The sequence below is a fragment of the Brevibacillus sp. M2.1A genome, from assembly GCF_013284355.2.
Lineage (GTDB): Bacteria > Bacillota > Bacilli > Brevibacillales > Brevibacillaceae > Brevibacillus.
In genome coordinates this window covers 5,370,001-5,384,142 of record NZ_JABSUY020000001.1, presented here as the reverse complement: position 1 = coordinate 5,384,142, position 14,142 = coordinate 5,370,001, and the positions used below count along the sequence as shown (strand labels likewise).

Sequence of the window (14,142 nt, the reverse complement as noted above, 5' to 3'; positions counted from 1 at the left end):
TTAAGATAGGGCCTCACTGGTTACACCCCGGTAATAATGAGTGTGCCCGTCATCATAAGTGGTTTGCCCTGAAAACTCGTGGTAATGACTTCCGTCTGGCAACGGAATAGGCGGACTCGTCCATCCCCTGTAGTGATGCACATGTCCATCATCAAACGTGGTGGTACCTTCGTAGTAATGGACGTGCCGATCTCTCATTCCTTCTGGAGGCGATGTCCTGCCACGTATTCGGTGACGATGACGATCCGAAATGCTTGTCAGTGTGTCATACCCGTGAAAATGCCCGGGCCGATCGGCAAATCGAATAAAGCGTAATGAATGAGAGTGCCGAGAGCTCATCAGGAAACGCCCCTTTGTATGCATTTATTACTAGTAAATGCGTTTGTCAGGCGTTTCGAAACGGACATTCGTCTATGCGTTGAAAAAGAACGAGAGCCTTCCTCATTGAAAAAGGCTCTCGTCTGATTAGAACAGTTTTTTTCCCATGATATGATCGAGTGGGATCACGCCAATGACTCTACTATCATCGCTATTGTTACGATTATCTCCCATCACAAACACATGGTTTTCTGGTATGACGATTTTGGCATCAGGTACATCGACCATTTTTTCTTTTATGTACGGCTCGTTTAACGGCTGTCCATTCCGATATAGGCTCTCGTTCTTAAACTCCAAAGTATCACCAGGTTTGCCGATGACCCTTTTTACCCAGAATGTTTTGGCTTCGCTTTTCCCCATGGCGAGCATGAGCAGAGGATTTTCAAGAACGTCATCTTTTAACGTACGATCTCGGTTTACACGACTGTCGATCACGACAATGTCGTTGTACTCAGGGAGATAAGAGAATGTGTGGGACAATTTCGACACGTAGATGCGTTCGTCGTTTTGCAGTGTAGGCTCCATCGATTGTCCATTCACTTTAAAAGGTTGGAGGACAAATATGTTAACTAGCATCGCGAGTGAAAGGGAGATACCCAATGTTTTGGTCCAGCCCCATATTTCTTTTGCGCTTTTCAAATCAGACCGCATCCTTCCACGTGAAAGATTACTTTGGTGTGGCTATTGGTTAGTACGTGAAACGGTGCTTTTTGGTTACGTAATTGAAGAGAGAAGCTTGTGAAACAAAAGGAATTAAGCAAAAAAGCTGAAAAAGATGACAGCAAAAATGCCACTGGGAACAGAGGCGAGCAGGAAATAAAAGGTCCATTTCCATCTGCTTTTATAATCTTGCACTTCATGTTCTTTGTAATAGGCTGAGGGACTGCTAAGGGCGTTATAGACCATTAATCCAGCCAGTGTAAGGAGACCAAACGCAAGATACTCAGCATAATTGCCAGCTTGATCGATGTTCCCAGTCGTTATCGCTATGATCATACAGAGAATCTGCAAAGCAACGCCAAAACCAAGTGCTCTGAGCATGTAACTACCTACTTTTGGGATATTTTAACTGTAATTACGTGTAAAGGGACGAAACGTTTCAAAATCTCAAATATCAGCCAATAGTAGACGGCTGTAAGTTTAAATCTGTTTTACAAAAATAACCCGGTCGTTTCCTTTTCCATCATAATTAGAAGTCACATGGATTCCATCCACCATTTTATCCCCTTTTTCAACGGCAAAACCTAGCTTCGTGTGGAAGGAGATTGAGCCTTTATTAACAGGAGAAGTAATACATCGAATCGTATCGCATCCTTTTTGTTTTACGGTTTGAAAGAAATGGTGGTATAATTCGCGCCCCCATCCATCTTTTCGCTTGTCGGGATGCACACCAACGAAGTGAATGTAAGCTTCGCCGGGCAACGTCTGGGACAAGAAGCCGATGAGGAAAGCGATGACTTCTCCATTCTCTTCAACAATAAAGCTCGTTGACTGGAAATGGATAAAAAACAGCTTGGGTAACATATCAGACATTTGTCGCCCACCCCACCAATCGTTGAGGACCGTAATAACTTTGAGGTAGTCTTGCTCTTGCACATTTCGAATTTGCAACATGATTGCCTCCTTATCAATATGCCTCACTGAGACAAGTCTTTCTGCTCAGGCAGTTTTTCCCAGACTACAATGATTAACGTTGCGATAGGGCCAATAAATAAAGAGAGAAAAAACCAGTTAAGACCGCTACGGTTTTTTCCTTGAGCTAGTCCAGCGTTGATGAGGGCCAATGTACCCCAACCAACAAAATATTGATCTTCCATTTGCGAATCTGCCTCCATTGTTGAAATATTGCTCCTATTATATAGAGTTGCTAAGAGTTTTACAAAATGTGTATGAACAAACTAAAAATGGCCACTCGAAAACGAGGGCCACTGAGAGAAACTGATCCGGGAACGGAAGGGGGTCCCTGAACCATTGCATCAGGCGCTTTGATACGCGGTTATTTATACAAAATATCATCCCGTAGTGATCCTACTTTGCCGAGAGCATCGGCAATATCTTCTTCGCTTACACCAAAGTGAGTCAAGGCCTCACGCAGATGCCCAACGATAGCATCAAAATGAACGGGTTGCAGATTCATTCCTTCGTGAGCCTTTGCCATGGACTGGCCAGAATATTGATTCGGACCACCAAGGGCATAGCTGATAAACTTTGTTTGGTGTTTACGTTGTTTTTCCATATCGGTGTTTTTGAAAAAGTGGTTCACGGTGTCATCAGCTAAAACTAAATCATAAAAGTAGTCCACTACTTTCGCGACCGTATCTTCCCCACCATATTTCTCGTAAAACGTGCTCATTATTGGCCTCCTTAGGACGTTTTCTTCTCTTATATATTCCTCCATTGTTGGAAACCTATTAAAGAAAAGCCCGCAAGCTGATGCCGATTGCGTTTCGACGTCAGCCTGCGGACTAGATGCATGCTATGTGGGCTTTGTTTTAGCCAACTTTCCTGATCACTTTCGAATTTCCACCTGAACTGACAATGATCCATCCTTCAGGAACAGGCGAGGCTTGCAGTACCTCAATCTGTGTTCCGTAAGGAGCCCCATTGACATTTCTGATCACATTCGATCCTCCATAGGTTCGAACCATGATCCATCCTTTTGGGATAGGCGAAGCGAGCATCACTTCTACCTCCGTGCCGTACGAAGCACCGTTCACATTCCTGATTACATTCGATCCTCCAAAGGCTCGAACCATGACCCATCCTTCAGGAATAGGGGAGGCGAGCATCACCTCTATCTCCGTACCATAAGAAGCACCGTTCATATTTTTGATTACATTCGATCCTCTAAAGGCTCGAACCATGACCCATCCGATTGGGATAGGCGAAGCGAGCAGCACCTCTACCTCCGTGCCATAAGAAGCACCGTTCACATTCCTGATCAGGTTCTGCGTTCCTAAAGTTCTAACGATAACCCATCCGGCTGGAATAGGTGAGGTAAGTGATACCCAGATTTCTTCACCAGACATGGCATTTCTGATTTTTTTATTGGAAGCGTAGGTGGTTGCCTTTTCCTGTGTAGGGAGCGCTGCCGCTTGGACTTGTGTGGCTAGAGAGGGTACTACGACGACTGAACTTAATGACAGGATAATAAGTGTTTTTTTAAACATGAGCATCAACCTTTCATGATAAAAGTTGTTTGGAAACGATCATCGAGTCAGTCGAAAGTTGTATATTTCTAAAAATACTAATTTATTACATTTTATACGATTATTGTTCTGATTACTTTAGGAGATATTGTCGAATGGTAGTCAAAGTTGACGATAGGTTGAACAGCCGCGAGAAAAGCAAATGACCCTCTCATCAGTTGAGAGGGTTGAGGGAAGGTGGGATCCTATTTCATAAAGCTTAAAGCGACGCCAATGGAATAAGGTACAAGCCATAAAATCCATACGATCAAGCTAAATTTATGGAACTGTTTGATTTGATGTCCATTCTTTTTCCATAGGACGACACAGGCCCACACTGTATGGAGAAACATCAAGATCAGAGCGATCAGCCCAGTAATGCCATGCAAATTTAAACTGGAGTTGTCAGCAAGTAATTTCATAAACGTAGTTCCGATAGTATCAAATGCCAAGCCAAGACCAAAAAAGATAAGGTGTTTCCTCTTTAGCTCTCCTGAACGTTTTTCGCTCCATACCCCAATCGTATAGGCAATGAGAGCAAGATTTATAAAAATCACGGCTGCTGCTAACAAGTAAGATCATCTCCTGTTCATTTCTTTTGACTACGCTTGTAAGTGTAATCGTTGAACATGAACATAAGATGAACGACCGTGTAGATGGAGGTACCGATGCCCCTCACATGAGGAGCACCAGTACTGCAAAGCTAGTTGTCTAGGTGCGATGGACCATCTGCATGAAACAAGTGTCTCAAGATCGCATGACTCACGTCGGTCACTGGTTCAAAAACAAAAGCAACCAGATGTTCATGTGGCTCCAGATAGTAATTCCTGTAGCCGAGCTGAATCAACTCCCGATTGAGTCGTGCCGCATCTTCGAAACTTGCATAGAAATACAGATGCTTGGTCATGGTAATCACCTCCTTCCGCACTAAAACGTAGCAGAAGGAGTAGAATCACACCAACGATCAAGACTTTGATTTCCAATTGGAAAAGGAAAAAACCCTTATTTACAATAAGGGTTCTGGTGTACTCATCGTACGACGCTCATCGAGAGCACTGCTCCACTTAACCATGATTCCGCAAAAGCGTGTTGGCTACCCGATTTATTCGAGAATACCCAAATGCCAACGTTAAAGGTGTACTGGTGCCCGGGAGACATTGCGAAGCTGAGGCTTGGTGGATTGGTCACATCAACGTAACCGGATGATTCGTAACGACCGCCACCGTTTCCATGTACACTTTCGCTGAACAGCTTCCCACTCGCACTGTTGACCAGTTGCCCGTCCTTCAGTACGGTCAGCTCTGTGCCTGCCTCAACCATAACACTATCCGCAGATTCAATGCTAGACAGGTGCCACTTGGGCACAAAACGTCGAGAGGCGTATCCAGTTGCGGTCACTTCGCGATCTGTGGAGAGCATTATGCCAAAACCCGCATGTGCCGCTATGAAGCCTGGGGCACCCATTCCACCTTCTCCTGATACAGCTCCTGATCTGGCGATTAAACCGACTTCACCTGTTTCGTTATTGAGGTTCTGGAAAGTGGGAGGACTTCCATCTGGGAGAAACCAGCTCCATGTGAAATCAAAAGGGGGGACAATAGCCAGCGTCCGAATGTGGGCAGTATCAGGAATGTTCAGGTCTATAGACTGTAGGTTAGATCGATCACCTTGTGCATAGACACTTGTCTGTACTTTCGACTTCGATGTATCAGTGGCAAGGGTTTGTTCAATTTTCTTTTCGAAGCTTGCGATGAGTGTGGCAATAGAGCGCTCAGCGGCCTGACGTAGTTCGGTTTGCGTCACATTTTCACGAAATGAAATATGCGCATTCGGAGGCAGGCCATTAACGGACATGCGATGTTTCTCAGTCGTATGAATCTCCTCCTATTATCAATCAGCTAAAATGTATCGTTACCATAAAGGAGGAACACGATACCGAGTCAGACCGACATTATATTTGCGGATTTGAAAATACCGCGGAGGGACCATTCTTTTACACAACACCTGTTTGGTTAAAAGCAAGTCTTTTTTACGAATTGGTTGAGGAAGTAACTACTTTGAATCCGAAGAAAAAATAAGAAAAACCCTTAATAAATAAGGGCTTTTCCTTTTTCATAGTCTATTCGCTCTACCGATTGTCGACTTTCTCCGGATACATATCATGATTCATCATCCGATGGCTCGCCATCTCCTCGTACTTCGTCCCCGGTTTCCCGTAGTTGCAATACGGATCGATCGAGATGCCGCCGCGTGGAGTGAACTTGCCCCATACCTCAATGTAGCGCGGGTCCATCAGCTTGATCAAGTCGTTCATGATGACGTTGACGCAATCCTCGTGAAAATCACCGTGATTGCGGAAGCTGAAAAGGTACAGCTTGAGCGATTTGCTCTCTACCATTTTGATGTCAGGAATGTAGCTGATATAGATTGTCGCAAAGTCTGGTTGTCCGGTAATCGGGCACAGGCTGGTGAATTCCGGGCAGTTGAACTTTACGAAATAATCGCGGTACGGATGCTTGTTGTCAAAAGACTCCAATACGCTCGGGTCATAGGAGTAGTTGTATGTTGTGCCTTGATTCCCCAAAAGAGTGAGGGAGGATAAATCGCGTTCTTGTTGATGTGCCATATGAGTACATCCTCTTTTCTTCCATGAGAGTAAAATATCGTTTAAACGCCTCGTTTATTGCCCCAGACAAGCGCATGTAGTTGGGGCAGAACCTTCGCGTCATTCATGTCAGGTGTCGCCATCGCTTGATCGATCAGCCATTCAAAGCTCTCCAAAAGCTTATCCCGAAGCCGAGGTGTATCAGCGTCAGACAGATCACTGTTTCCTGGCTGTAAGTAGAAAGGAACCTCTGGAAAACGCTGATGAATAGTGCGTGCATAGGCAAAGTCGGCGTCGTCGAAAACAACCACTTTCAGGCTAAGTCCTGGATGTTTTTGTTCCAAAAGCTCGTGTACAATTCGATCAAGCGCTTGAAAATCTGTTTCCATCCCGGAACTTGGCGGCTTCGGTGAAATTGTAATGTCGTCAATCTGTGGAAGCCATGCTTGCCACTTGCTGCCTTGTGTTTCGACTGCTGTGCGAATGCCATGCTCCTTCAACAGGGCAATTAAGTCGCCAATGCCAGCCAAAAGCGCAGGATTTCCCCCGGAGATCGTGACATGAGAAAAACGGTCCCCGCCTAAGCGAGTGAGCTCCTCCCAGATCGCCTCGGGCGTCATTTGCCTGATTTCATCACGGGCAGATCCATCCCATGTAAAAGCGGAGTCGCACCAGTTGCAACGATAGTCACAGCCAGCTGTTCGCACAAACATCGTTTTTTGTCCGATAACCATTCCTTCGCCCTGAATCGTAGGGCCGAATATTTCCAAGACCGGGATCATTCCGTCATCCACTCCCGTCTTGCCTCAGCATAGCTGGTCGGTGTCTCAAACAGGCGAACGAACTCCACACGAGCGCCATTGTAGCGGTCGCGGTAGGCATCTGACTGCAATTGCTTTTCCATCTCTTCAAAAATCCACACGACCATGTTTTCGGCAGTGGTATTCATCGGTGGGAGCATTTCATTCAGATAGCGGTGATCCAAATAGATTTCGATGTGCTCTTTCCAGATTTGCTTGATGTCACCGAAGTCGATCACGAGTCCAATCTCATCCGGAAAACCGCTAATGCCGAAGACGACCGTGTACGTATGGCCGTGGAGATTTTTACACTTTCCTTCATAGGCGTGCAGATGATGTGCAGCGTCAAAAGTAAATTCCTTGCTTACCAAAACGCGTTTATTATGGTAGCGAAGCTGTGATTTTTGAATATGGGTACCCAGTGCCTGCATGCGATCGACGATACGAAAATCAAAGTTCGCGCTCATCAGGCTTGTTCTCCAGGTTGATTTTTCTCGGAAAGATACGTGTCTAGTCCGGCTTTTCGCAGGTGGCAGGCAGGGCATTCGCCGCAGCCGTCTCCTTTGATGCCGTTATAGCAGGTGAGGGTATTTTCGCGAATATAAGAGAAGGCACCCAGATCGTCCGCCAGTTTCCACGTTTGTGCTTTGTTCAGCCACATCAGCGGCGTATGAATCACAAACGGATAGTCCATCGACAAATTCAATGTCACATTGAGTGATTTGATAAAGGCGTCACGGCAGTCGGGATAACCGCTAAAATCCGTTTCGCATACACCGGTAATCAAGTGACGTGCTCCTCGTTGCTTGGCGAAAACGCCCGCAAAGGAAAGGAACAACAAGTTGCGTCCGTCAACGAACGTGGATGGCAATTGGCCTTCTTCCTGGGTAATGTCAATATCTGTGCGGGTGAGTGCATTGGGCGCGAGCTGGTTTAACAGGCTCATGTCCAATACGGAGTTTTTGACGCCGAGTTCTGCGGCAATTTGCTGGGCGCACTCGATCTCCAGCTTGTGTCGCTGCCCGTAGTCAAACGTGAGGGTTTCTACTTCGCCGAATTGCTCTTTCGCCCAAAACAGGCAGGTAGTGCTGTCCTGACCTCCGCTAAAGACGACAACGGCTTTTTCCTTTTTCATCATTGCTCTCCATCTCCTTTTGAAGTATCGAAGAAAGAGAGTTCTTGAACTTTCCTGCAAAAAAACAATAACAATACCAAAGAAAGGTACTGTTATCCGGCTTAGTTTTTTATAGAGGGAGTTCGCGAACCTCTCCCGTGCAGATGCACGGATTTCTTATTTGTGCAGCCCAAGTGGGCGCCTTGAGACATTATACAACAATCAGCGCCGAAGTGGGGGATTATCGCTTGGAAAAAGATTGACGGATGGAGGGTGCTACTGCTAGTGTTTTTTTCATAATCGATCAACATGGAGTGGAGCGGGTAATTTTGATGAGAGACGTCCCATTAGTGGAAGAATATCGCGGTGGCATTCTGGAGAACGTACATAACGGCATCGTGTGTGGCGTGAATGAAAAAGGAGAGGTGGCTTATCGGGCGGGCGACGTGAATCATATCACCTTATTGCGCTCAGCAGCTAAGCCCTTTCAAGCCATTCCCATCGCCAAACGTAAAATTGATGAAAAATTCGGACTGAATAACAGCGAAGCAGCACTCTTTGCGGCCTCACATCGTGGTGAAGTCTATCATATGGAAGGCTTGGAGTCGATTTTACGAAAGACCGGCATTCAGGAAGACGAATTGCTAACTTGCCCGACATATCCGCTCAACGAGGAGCCGAAGTCTGCTTGCTTGTCCCAAGGCATAGAAAAGCGTAGGCTCTTTCATAACTGTGCGGGAAAGCATTTGGGGTACTTGGCATTGTCGAAGGATCAAGGATATTCCACTCATGATTACTTCAAGGCAGAGCATCCAGCGCAACAGGAGGCATTGAAGGTGTTTGCCGACCTGGCTGACTATTCAAAAGAGCAGGTTCAGCTAAGCGTCGACGGCTGTGGCTTCCCGGTTTTTGCGCTGCCGCTCAAGAACCTGGCGATCGCATATCTAAAGCTGGCGTGCCCGGATCTGATCGAGGATCACGAGACGCGTGAGGCAGTAGAGAGAGTCACGGGCTGGATGACTAGCAGTCCCGAGATCATAGCCAGTCACAACTTCGTCTGTACAGCGCTTTTAATGGATGAAAATATAATCGCCAAAGGCGGAGCGATGGGCGTATACGGCTTTGCTTTGAAAAAAGAGAGACTCAGCTTCTCGCTTAAGGTACTGAATGGCTCTGAATTAGTATGGCCGCTTATTATCGCATCGATCTTGGAGCAGATTCAGTATGAAAATCTGGAAACCATCGACCGACTGCATGCGCTGGCTCCAAAAGCCATTAAAAACGACAATCAGTTGGTGGTTGGGGAGAAACGACCAGTTTTTGTTTTGAACAAATGCTAAAAACGGAGGCGAAGAATCATGCTAGTGGAAGTGATTGCGACTTCAGTTGAGGATGCAAAGCGTGCAGAGCAAGGCGGGGCTGACAGATTGGAGCTCATCTCGGGAATCTTGGAGGGAGGTATTACTCCGAGCTGGGGATTGATTGAGGCAGTGGTCAAGGCGGTTTCTATCCCGGTAAACGTCATGGTACGACCGCATAGCCAATCGTTTTGCTATACAGCAGAAGAACTTGCGGTCATGCGACAGGATGTACGTATCATCCGTGAACTTGGCGCTACAGGTGTCGTATTCGGCATGCTGACTCCAGAAAATAAGCTCGATCAGCGGGGGTTGGAGCTGTTGCTTGGAGAGTCAGGTGCGTTGAATGTGACGTTCCATCGTGCGTTTGATGATGCGGTGGATCAAATGGAAGCAGCGCGTATTCTCATGGAATATCCCCAGGTCCGTACCATTCTTACTTCTGGGGGCAAAAAAACGGCTGTTGAGGGAGCTGATTGCATCGAGCAGCTCGTCAAGCTGACAGAGAACACACAGCTCACGATTTTGGCAGGAAGCGGATTGTCGCTGGCTAACGTGGGAGACCTCGTGAAACGTACGGGTGTCAAAGAGGTTCATTTTGGATCGGCAGTACGAGAAGAAGGACAGGCTCTCCGATACGTCGATGCAGAGCGGGTGGCAGCCATCAAACAACTACTGTAAGCATAAAACAAGCCGACACCTTACTTCTGGAGGGGAGTCGGCTTGTTGTTCATTTGCTTTCGTATCCAGTAACCGACGAGGAGAATCAGCGGATACAAGAACCCTATTGTTAAATCAAAGAACGGCCAGTACGTATACGTTTCGTATAAAAAAGCTTCGTTTGGAACGACGATAATCGCGATGGCGACAAATAAGATGCATATGGGCAAGGTGAGCGGCTGATGCTCCTTTAAATGGAGAAGCTGCTTTATACCTACACAGAAACCATACATATACAGTACGACTTTGAAATAAATGGAGACAAACCACATGAGAGCCATCATCGCTTCCTGCCTTTGAAAGAACTCTCCTACTTGGACTCGTTTGGCGAGGGAGTAGCTCGGAAAAGTCTCACGAGAAACCAATTCCGGGCCGAGTACCAATAGTGATAAGAAGATGACGGCAAGCAGACAAACTCCACCGTATATAGCTCCTCGCAAAAAAGCAGACGTGAGCTTTTGCTTTGCATCCAGGAGTGGAGTAATCATGAGGATAATAACCAGCTCCGAGAAGGGAAAAGCGGTCACGGATAATACACCTCTTATAACGGGCTTAAAGCCATTTTCCAAGAAGGGGAAAAGATTCTCGAATTGAAACTGAGGGCTTAACAAAAGAAAAAATGTAACGAACGTAAGGACAAACCAGAGGAAAAAGATTTCGCTGGTACGCGCAAAAGCTTCAAGACCTAATCGAACGGCGTATATGGCGCAGGCAACGAGTAAAAACATGACAGCGTGGATGGGTGTTGCTTTCATTATGTGTGTGGTCATGAATTCTCCGATCGTCCGTATATAGACAGCGCCGTTTATTAATATAGCTCCCAAAAAGAAGAGAGAAAAGAACGCGCCGATCCACCGTCCAAATATGAGCTTGTTCTTTTCAATTAGCGTTTGTTCGGGGTAGATGCGACCGACTACACAAAACAAGTATACGATGGCCAGCCCCAGCACCATGCCGATTAATCCTGATAGCCATCCATCGTGACTCGCTTCAGTCGCAGGGACGGAAGGCAAGATCAAGATGGAGTCGCCTATGGTGATGAATGTGACGAGAATGACAAATTGACGGCTGCCAATCTTATCGGAGTTCTGCATGATGACTCACCTTGTCCGTAGGTTTATCTTACGTATTATTTCCAAGTTCAGGATGGATAAACGAACCGTAAGCTAGTACCGTCTCTTGTTTGAGTTGTTTTCGCAATAGTATGATAATAAGGAAGCGTCAAGAAACTACGAGCAACGGGAGAAGGGAAGAAAAACTGTGGAGCTGGAAAAAAGGTTGTCGGCCATTATCAGACAAGCGGAGGGTACTTGGGGCGTCGTTGTGGAGGAACAGGGTTCAGCTAAAGGAATCCGTTTTGAATATGCACCGGACGAGCTGTTTATTGCGGAGAGTGTCATTAAAGTGCCGATCATGGCTGCCGTTTACGCAGCAAGTGAGCAGGGGCATTTTCAATTGGATGATCAGCTTGTTTTACGCCAAGAGGATCTGGTGGGGGGATCAGGGGTGTTGTACGCGCTATCTCCAGGCTTGAAGCTTTCGATTCGCGACTTGGTGACCCTCATGATTATTCAGAGCGACAATACGGCGACAAACATGCTGATTAATTTAGTAGGAAAAGCGCAGATTGATCAGACCATGATTGATTTGGGCATGCGCCAAAGCTGCTATTCACGAAAACTTATGATTTATCCACTTGATATCACAGAAAACAATAAGATAACCGCTGGGGATGTTGCGAGTATGCTAGGTCATTTGGCAACGGGTAGTTATCTGTCTCAGCGTGCCTGCAAAGAGATGATTGCCATTATGAAAAAGCAGCAAGTCCGTAATGGTCTGCCGTCCCAATTGCCAAATGAGGAAGAATCCAATTATCCTGCATGGGAAATGCCGTGTAAATCGGGCTGGGATACCGGAAGACAGCATGATGTAGGCTTGCTGTATACGAACAATCGCTGCTTTTCCATTACGGCCTTATCCAAAGATGTAACCGCTCAATCCGCTCTGAACACACTGGGATTACTGGGAAGAGCTGTGTATGACTACACCATTTTGGCTGTCGATTAGATCGGCAGCTTTTTTACTTGTTGAAGGACAGAACTTGTTTGGAAACCTCATCGATCTCTTGCAATTCTGACGAGGTCAAAGAAAATCGCATGGCTTTGACATTTTCCTTTGCATGATGGACTTTGGACGCGCCTGGAATCGCAAAGACCGTTTCGTCATGAGCGTGGATCAACCAGTTCAAAGCAATTTGTGTAGCGGATGCATCGTATTTGCGTGCAAGCTCCTCCAAGACCGTGATAAGCGGCTGGGATTTTTTGAGTCCGGTGGAACGAAAGGGGGCTGTCCATTTTCGGGGTCCTGTAATGGACTGGACAAGGGCAGGATTTTTATGAAACTTGCCGCTTAGAATCCCTTGCTCAAGCGGAGAATACGCGATAATTGCAATACCTAACTCTTTTGCTGTATCCAGAATCCCGTTTTGTTCGATTCGTCTGTCCAGCAGGCTGTATTTCACTTGATTGGAGATGAGACGCAGACCATGCTCGCGCAATACGCGATCGGCTTCTCGTATGCTTTTGGCGGAAAAATTACTGACGCCCACGTTCTGAATCTTGCCTTGCTTGACGAGCTTGGCCATTTCATTCATTTCGCTTGCAACCGAGGACAAGGAGTAGGGCTGGTGGACTTGATGCAAATGGATGGTACGGTTGTCGAGCAAACGAATGCGCTCGTCGATTGTGTTCCCGATGCTTTTGGCGGTGCGCAGTACAGGCCACCATTTCGTCGCAATATGAGCGAAATCGGCTAGTGGGCCGGCGTCGTTTAAGGCTTTTGCCAGCATCTGTTCTGATTGACCTTTGCCGTATACTTCTGCCGTATCAAACCAGTTAATGCCCCCATGCAAACTCGTCTGCACAATTTTTAAAACATCGTCAGGTCCAATGACAGGCCAAAACTTCCCCACCATTCCGTGTCCATTGCTGAACTGCCAGCAGCCGAGGCCGAGAGGAGAAAGCATCAGGTCTGAGCTTCCCAATTTTCGCAAGACAGGCGTTTCGATTGCTCCCAAGGCACTCCACCTACTCCCGTTCGATTATCGATTTAAGATACTTTCTTCCAATACAGCATACTTGTCTCCGTATTCCTTAATGATATGCTTTTCGCCCCATAAGCAGAGCGAATCGAGAATACTTTTCAAGGTCCAGCCGTACTCGCTGAGCTCATATTCCACTTTTGGCGGAACTTGATTGTAAATGATCCGGTTGATGATGCCATCCTCTTCAAGCTCTCTAAGTTGCTGCGTCAGCATCTTCTGCGTAATGCCTGGCATTAGTCGTTTCAATTCACTTGTACGTTTTTTTCCGTGAGTCAGGTGACACAAAATAACGCATTTCCATTTACCGCCGATGACCTCAAGTGTAGCTTCCACTGAAATGTTATACTTCTTCTTCATTGTTGATTTCCCCCTGAATGATAGGTACTTATTAGTGCCTATCACACAAAAAAGTGCGTACTTTTCCTTTTCGTTAGTCTATCTCATAATAACACTTGTCAAACGACATGAAGCACATTAGGTGACTGGAAACAGTCATACTAACATAGAGTCCAAGAATGGAGGAGACAAGTTATGCCTAAAAATTTGCAAGATACGACTACACTGTACAACGGAGTTAAAATGCCTTGGTTGGGTCTAGGTGTTTTTAAAGTAGAGGAAGGCCAGGAGCTCGAGCAAGCGGTAAAAACAGCAATCAAGCATGGCTACCGCAGTATCGATACAGCTGCTATTTATAATAATGAAGAAGGTGTTGGCCGTGGAATCCGTGCAGGTTTGCAGGAAGCGGGCATCACTCGAGAAGATCTTTTTGTTACCTCGAAAGTATGGAATGCGGATTTGGGGTATGAATCCACGTTGCAAGCATATGAGACAAGCCTGAAAAAACTCGGACTGGAATACTTGGACTTGTACCTCATT

21 protein-coding genes and 1 riboswitch (1 of these 22 only partly in view) are annotated in these 14,142 nt (G+C 46.3%); of the genes, 4 read left to right on the top strand and 17 right to left on the bottom strand.

Features of this window, described 5'->3' with window-relative positions; all coding sequences use genetic code 11:
• The 14 genes from HP567_RS25635 to queC all read right to left on the bottom strand — a co-directional run bounded on the left by HP567_RS25635 (position 1) and on the right by queC (position 8,106).
• A complete protein-coding gene (locus HP567_RS25635) occupies positions 1 to 339 on the bottom strand; it encodes a YmaF family protein (protein WP_106785624.1) in 339 nt (112 codons plus the stop codon).
• A gap of 126 nt (positions 340 to 465) precedes the next feature.
• A complete protein-coding gene (gene lepB, locus HP567_RS25630) occupies positions 466 to 1,029 on the bottom strand; it encodes a signal peptidase I (protein ID WP_173610218.1) in 564 nt (187 codons plus the stop codon).
• A gap of 102 nt (positions 1,030 to 1,131) precedes the next feature.
• Positions 1,132 to 1,419 (bottom strand): hypothetical protein, encoded by a 288-nt coding sequence (locus tag HP567_RS25625; protein ID WP_173610219.1) that lies wholly within the window; start codon positions 1,417 to 1,419, stop codon positions 1,132 to 1,134.
• Between the two features lie 99 nt (positions 1,420 to 1,518).
• Positions 1,519 to 1,989 (bottom strand): GNAT family N-acetyltransferase, encoded by a 471-nt coding sequence (locus HP567_RS25620; RefSeq protein WP_173610256.1) that lies wholly within the window; start codon positions 1,987 to 1,989, stop codon positions 1,519 to 1,521.
• A gap of 26 nt (positions 1,990 to 2,015) precedes the next feature.
• A complete protein-coding gene (locus HP567_RS25615; RefSeq protein WP_173610220.1) occupies positions 2,016 to 2,195 on the bottom strand; it encodes a hypothetical protein in 180 nt (59 codons plus the stop codon).
• 179 nt (positions 2,196 to 2,374) lie between these two features.
• A complete protein-coding gene (locus HP567_RS25610; protein ID WP_173610221.1) occupies positions 2,375 to 2,731 on the bottom strand; it encodes a group I truncated hemoglobin in 357 nt (118 codons plus the stop codon).
• Between the two features lie 139 nt (positions 2,732 to 2,870).
• Complete coding sequence (locus HP567_RS25605; protein WP_173610222.1) at positions 2,871 to 3,548, bottom strand: hypothetical protein; 678 nt, start codon at positions 3,546 to 3,548, stop codon at positions 2,871 to 2,873.
• A gap of 224 nt (positions 3,549 to 3,772) precedes the next feature.
• The gene (locus tag HP567_RS25600; RefSeq protein ID WP_106785620.1) at positions 3,773 to 4,138 is read right to left on the bottom strand and encodes an HsmA family protein; all 366 of its coding nucleotides are present in this window, start codon (positions 4,136 to 4,138) and stop codon (positions 3,773 to 3,775) included.
• Between the two features lie 131 nt (positions 4,139 to 4,269).
• Positions 4,270 to 4,473, bottom strand: a complete 204-nt coding sequence (locus tag HP567_RS25595; RefSeq protein WP_173610223.1) for a hypothetical protein — start codon at positions 4,471 to 4,473, stop codon at positions 4,270 to 4,272.
• 122 nt (positions 4,474 to 4,595) lie between these two features.
• The gene (locus HP567_RS25590) at positions 4,596 to 5,420 is read right to left on the bottom strand and encodes a hypothetical protein (RefSeq protein WP_173610224.1); all 825 of its coding nucleotides are present in this window, start codon (positions 5,418 to 5,420) and stop codon (positions 4,596 to 4,598) included.
• A gap of 274 nt (positions 5,421 to 5,694) precedes the next feature.
• Entirely contained in the window at positions 5,695 to 6,192 is a 498-nt protein-coding gene (gene queF / locus HP567_RS25585; protein ID WP_007729714.1) for a preQ(1) synthase, read from the bottom strand.
• Positions 6,193 to 6,233: 41 nt separating this feature from the next.
• Positions 6,234 to 6,953, bottom strand: a complete 720-nt coding sequence (gene queE / locus HP567_RS25580; protein WP_173610225.1) for a 7-carboxy-7-deazaguanine synthase QueE — start codon at positions 6,951 to 6,953, stop codon at positions 6,234 to 6,236.
• Positions 6,950 to 7,438, bottom strand: a complete 489-nt coding sequence (queD, locus tag HP567_RS25575) for a 6-carboxytetrahydropterin synthase QueD (RefSeq protein ID WP_007729718.1) — start codon at positions 7,436 to 7,438, stop codon at positions 6,950 to 6,952. Before queD ends, queE begins: the two co-directional genes overlap by 4 nt.
• Positions 7,438 to 8,106: a 7-cyano-7-deazaguanine synthase QueC gene (gene queC / locus HP567_RS25570; protein ID WP_173610257.1), complete on the bottom strand. Its 669-nt coding sequence runs from the start codon at positions 8,104 to 8,106 to the stop codon at positions 7,438 to 7,440. Before queC ends, queD begins: the two co-directional genes overlap by 1 nt.
• A gap of 95 nt (positions 8,107 to 8,201) precedes the next feature.
• Positions 8,202 to 8,245, bottom strand: a riboswitch (PreQ1 riboswitch).
• A gap of 172 nt (positions 8,246 to 8,417) precedes the next feature.
• On the opposite strand from queC, the gene HP567_RS25565 reads away from it, so the two are divergent.
• Positions 8,418 to 9,425 carry an asparaginase gene (locus HP567_RS25565; protein WP_173610226.1) on the top strand — a complete coding sequence of 336 codons (1,008 nt, stop codon included), beginning with the start codon at positions 8,418 to 8,420 and terminating at the stop codon, positions 9,423 to 9,425.
• Between the two features lie 18 nt (positions 9,426 to 9,443).
• Positions 9,444 to 10,124: a copper homeostasis protein CutC gene (locus HP567_RS25560; RefSeq protein ID WP_173610227.1), complete on the top strand. Its 681-nt coding sequence runs from the start codon at positions 9,444 to 9,446 to the stop codon at positions 10,122 to 10,124.
• Between the two features lie 20 nt (positions 10,125 to 10,144).
• Here the strand turns inward: HP567_RS25560 and HP567_RS25555 are convergent, their stop codons facing one another.
• The gene (locus tag HP567_RS25555; protein WP_173610228.1) at positions 10,145 to 11,257 is read right to left on the bottom strand and encodes a GerAB/ArcD/ProY family transporter; all 1,113 of its coding nucleotides are present in this window, start codon (positions 11,255 to 11,257) and stop codon (positions 10,145 to 10,147) included.
• A 166-nt stretch (positions 11,258 to 11,423) separates the two neighbouring features.
• Here HP567_RS25555 and HP567_RS25550 point away from each other — a divergent pair, with 166 nt between their 5' ends.
• Positions 11,424 to 12,230 carry a serine hydrolase gene (locus HP567_RS25550; RefSeq protein ID WP_173610229.1) on the top strand — a complete coding sequence of 269 codons (807 nt, stop codon included), beginning with the start codon at positions 11,424 to 11,426 and terminating at the stop codon, positions 12,228 to 12,230.
• A 13-nt stretch (positions 12,231 to 12,243) separates the two neighbouring features.
• Here HP567_RS25550 and HP567_RS25545 read toward each other — a convergent pair whose 3' ends face one another.
• Together HP567_RS25545 and HP567_RS25540 are read right to left on the bottom strand one after the other, a co-directional pair.
• On the bottom strand, positions 12,244 to 13,188 hold the full coding sequence (locus tag HP567_RS25545; protein ID WP_173610258.1) for an aldo/keto reductase: 945 nt from the start codon (positions 13,186 to 13,188) through the stop codon (positions 12,244 to 12,246).
• 75 nt (positions 13,189 to 13,263) lie between these two features.
• On the bottom strand, positions 13,264 to 13,623 hold the full coding sequence (locus tag HP567_RS25540; RefSeq protein WP_173610230.1) for a winged helix-turn-helix transcriptional regulator: 360 nt from the start codon (positions 13,621 to 13,623) through the stop codon (positions 13,264 to 13,266).
• 174 nt (positions 13,624 to 13,797) lie between these two features.
• Between HP567_RS25540 and HP567_RS25535 the strand changes: the two genes are divergently transcribed.
• Positions 13,798 to 14,142 carry the 5' portion of an aldo/keto reductase gene (locus tag HP567_RS25535; protein WP_173610231.1) on the top strand. 498 nt of this gene lie beyond the right edge of the window, so only the first 345 of its 843 coding nucleotides appear in the window; its start codon is at positions 13,798 to 13,800; its stop codon lies beyond the right edge, outside the window.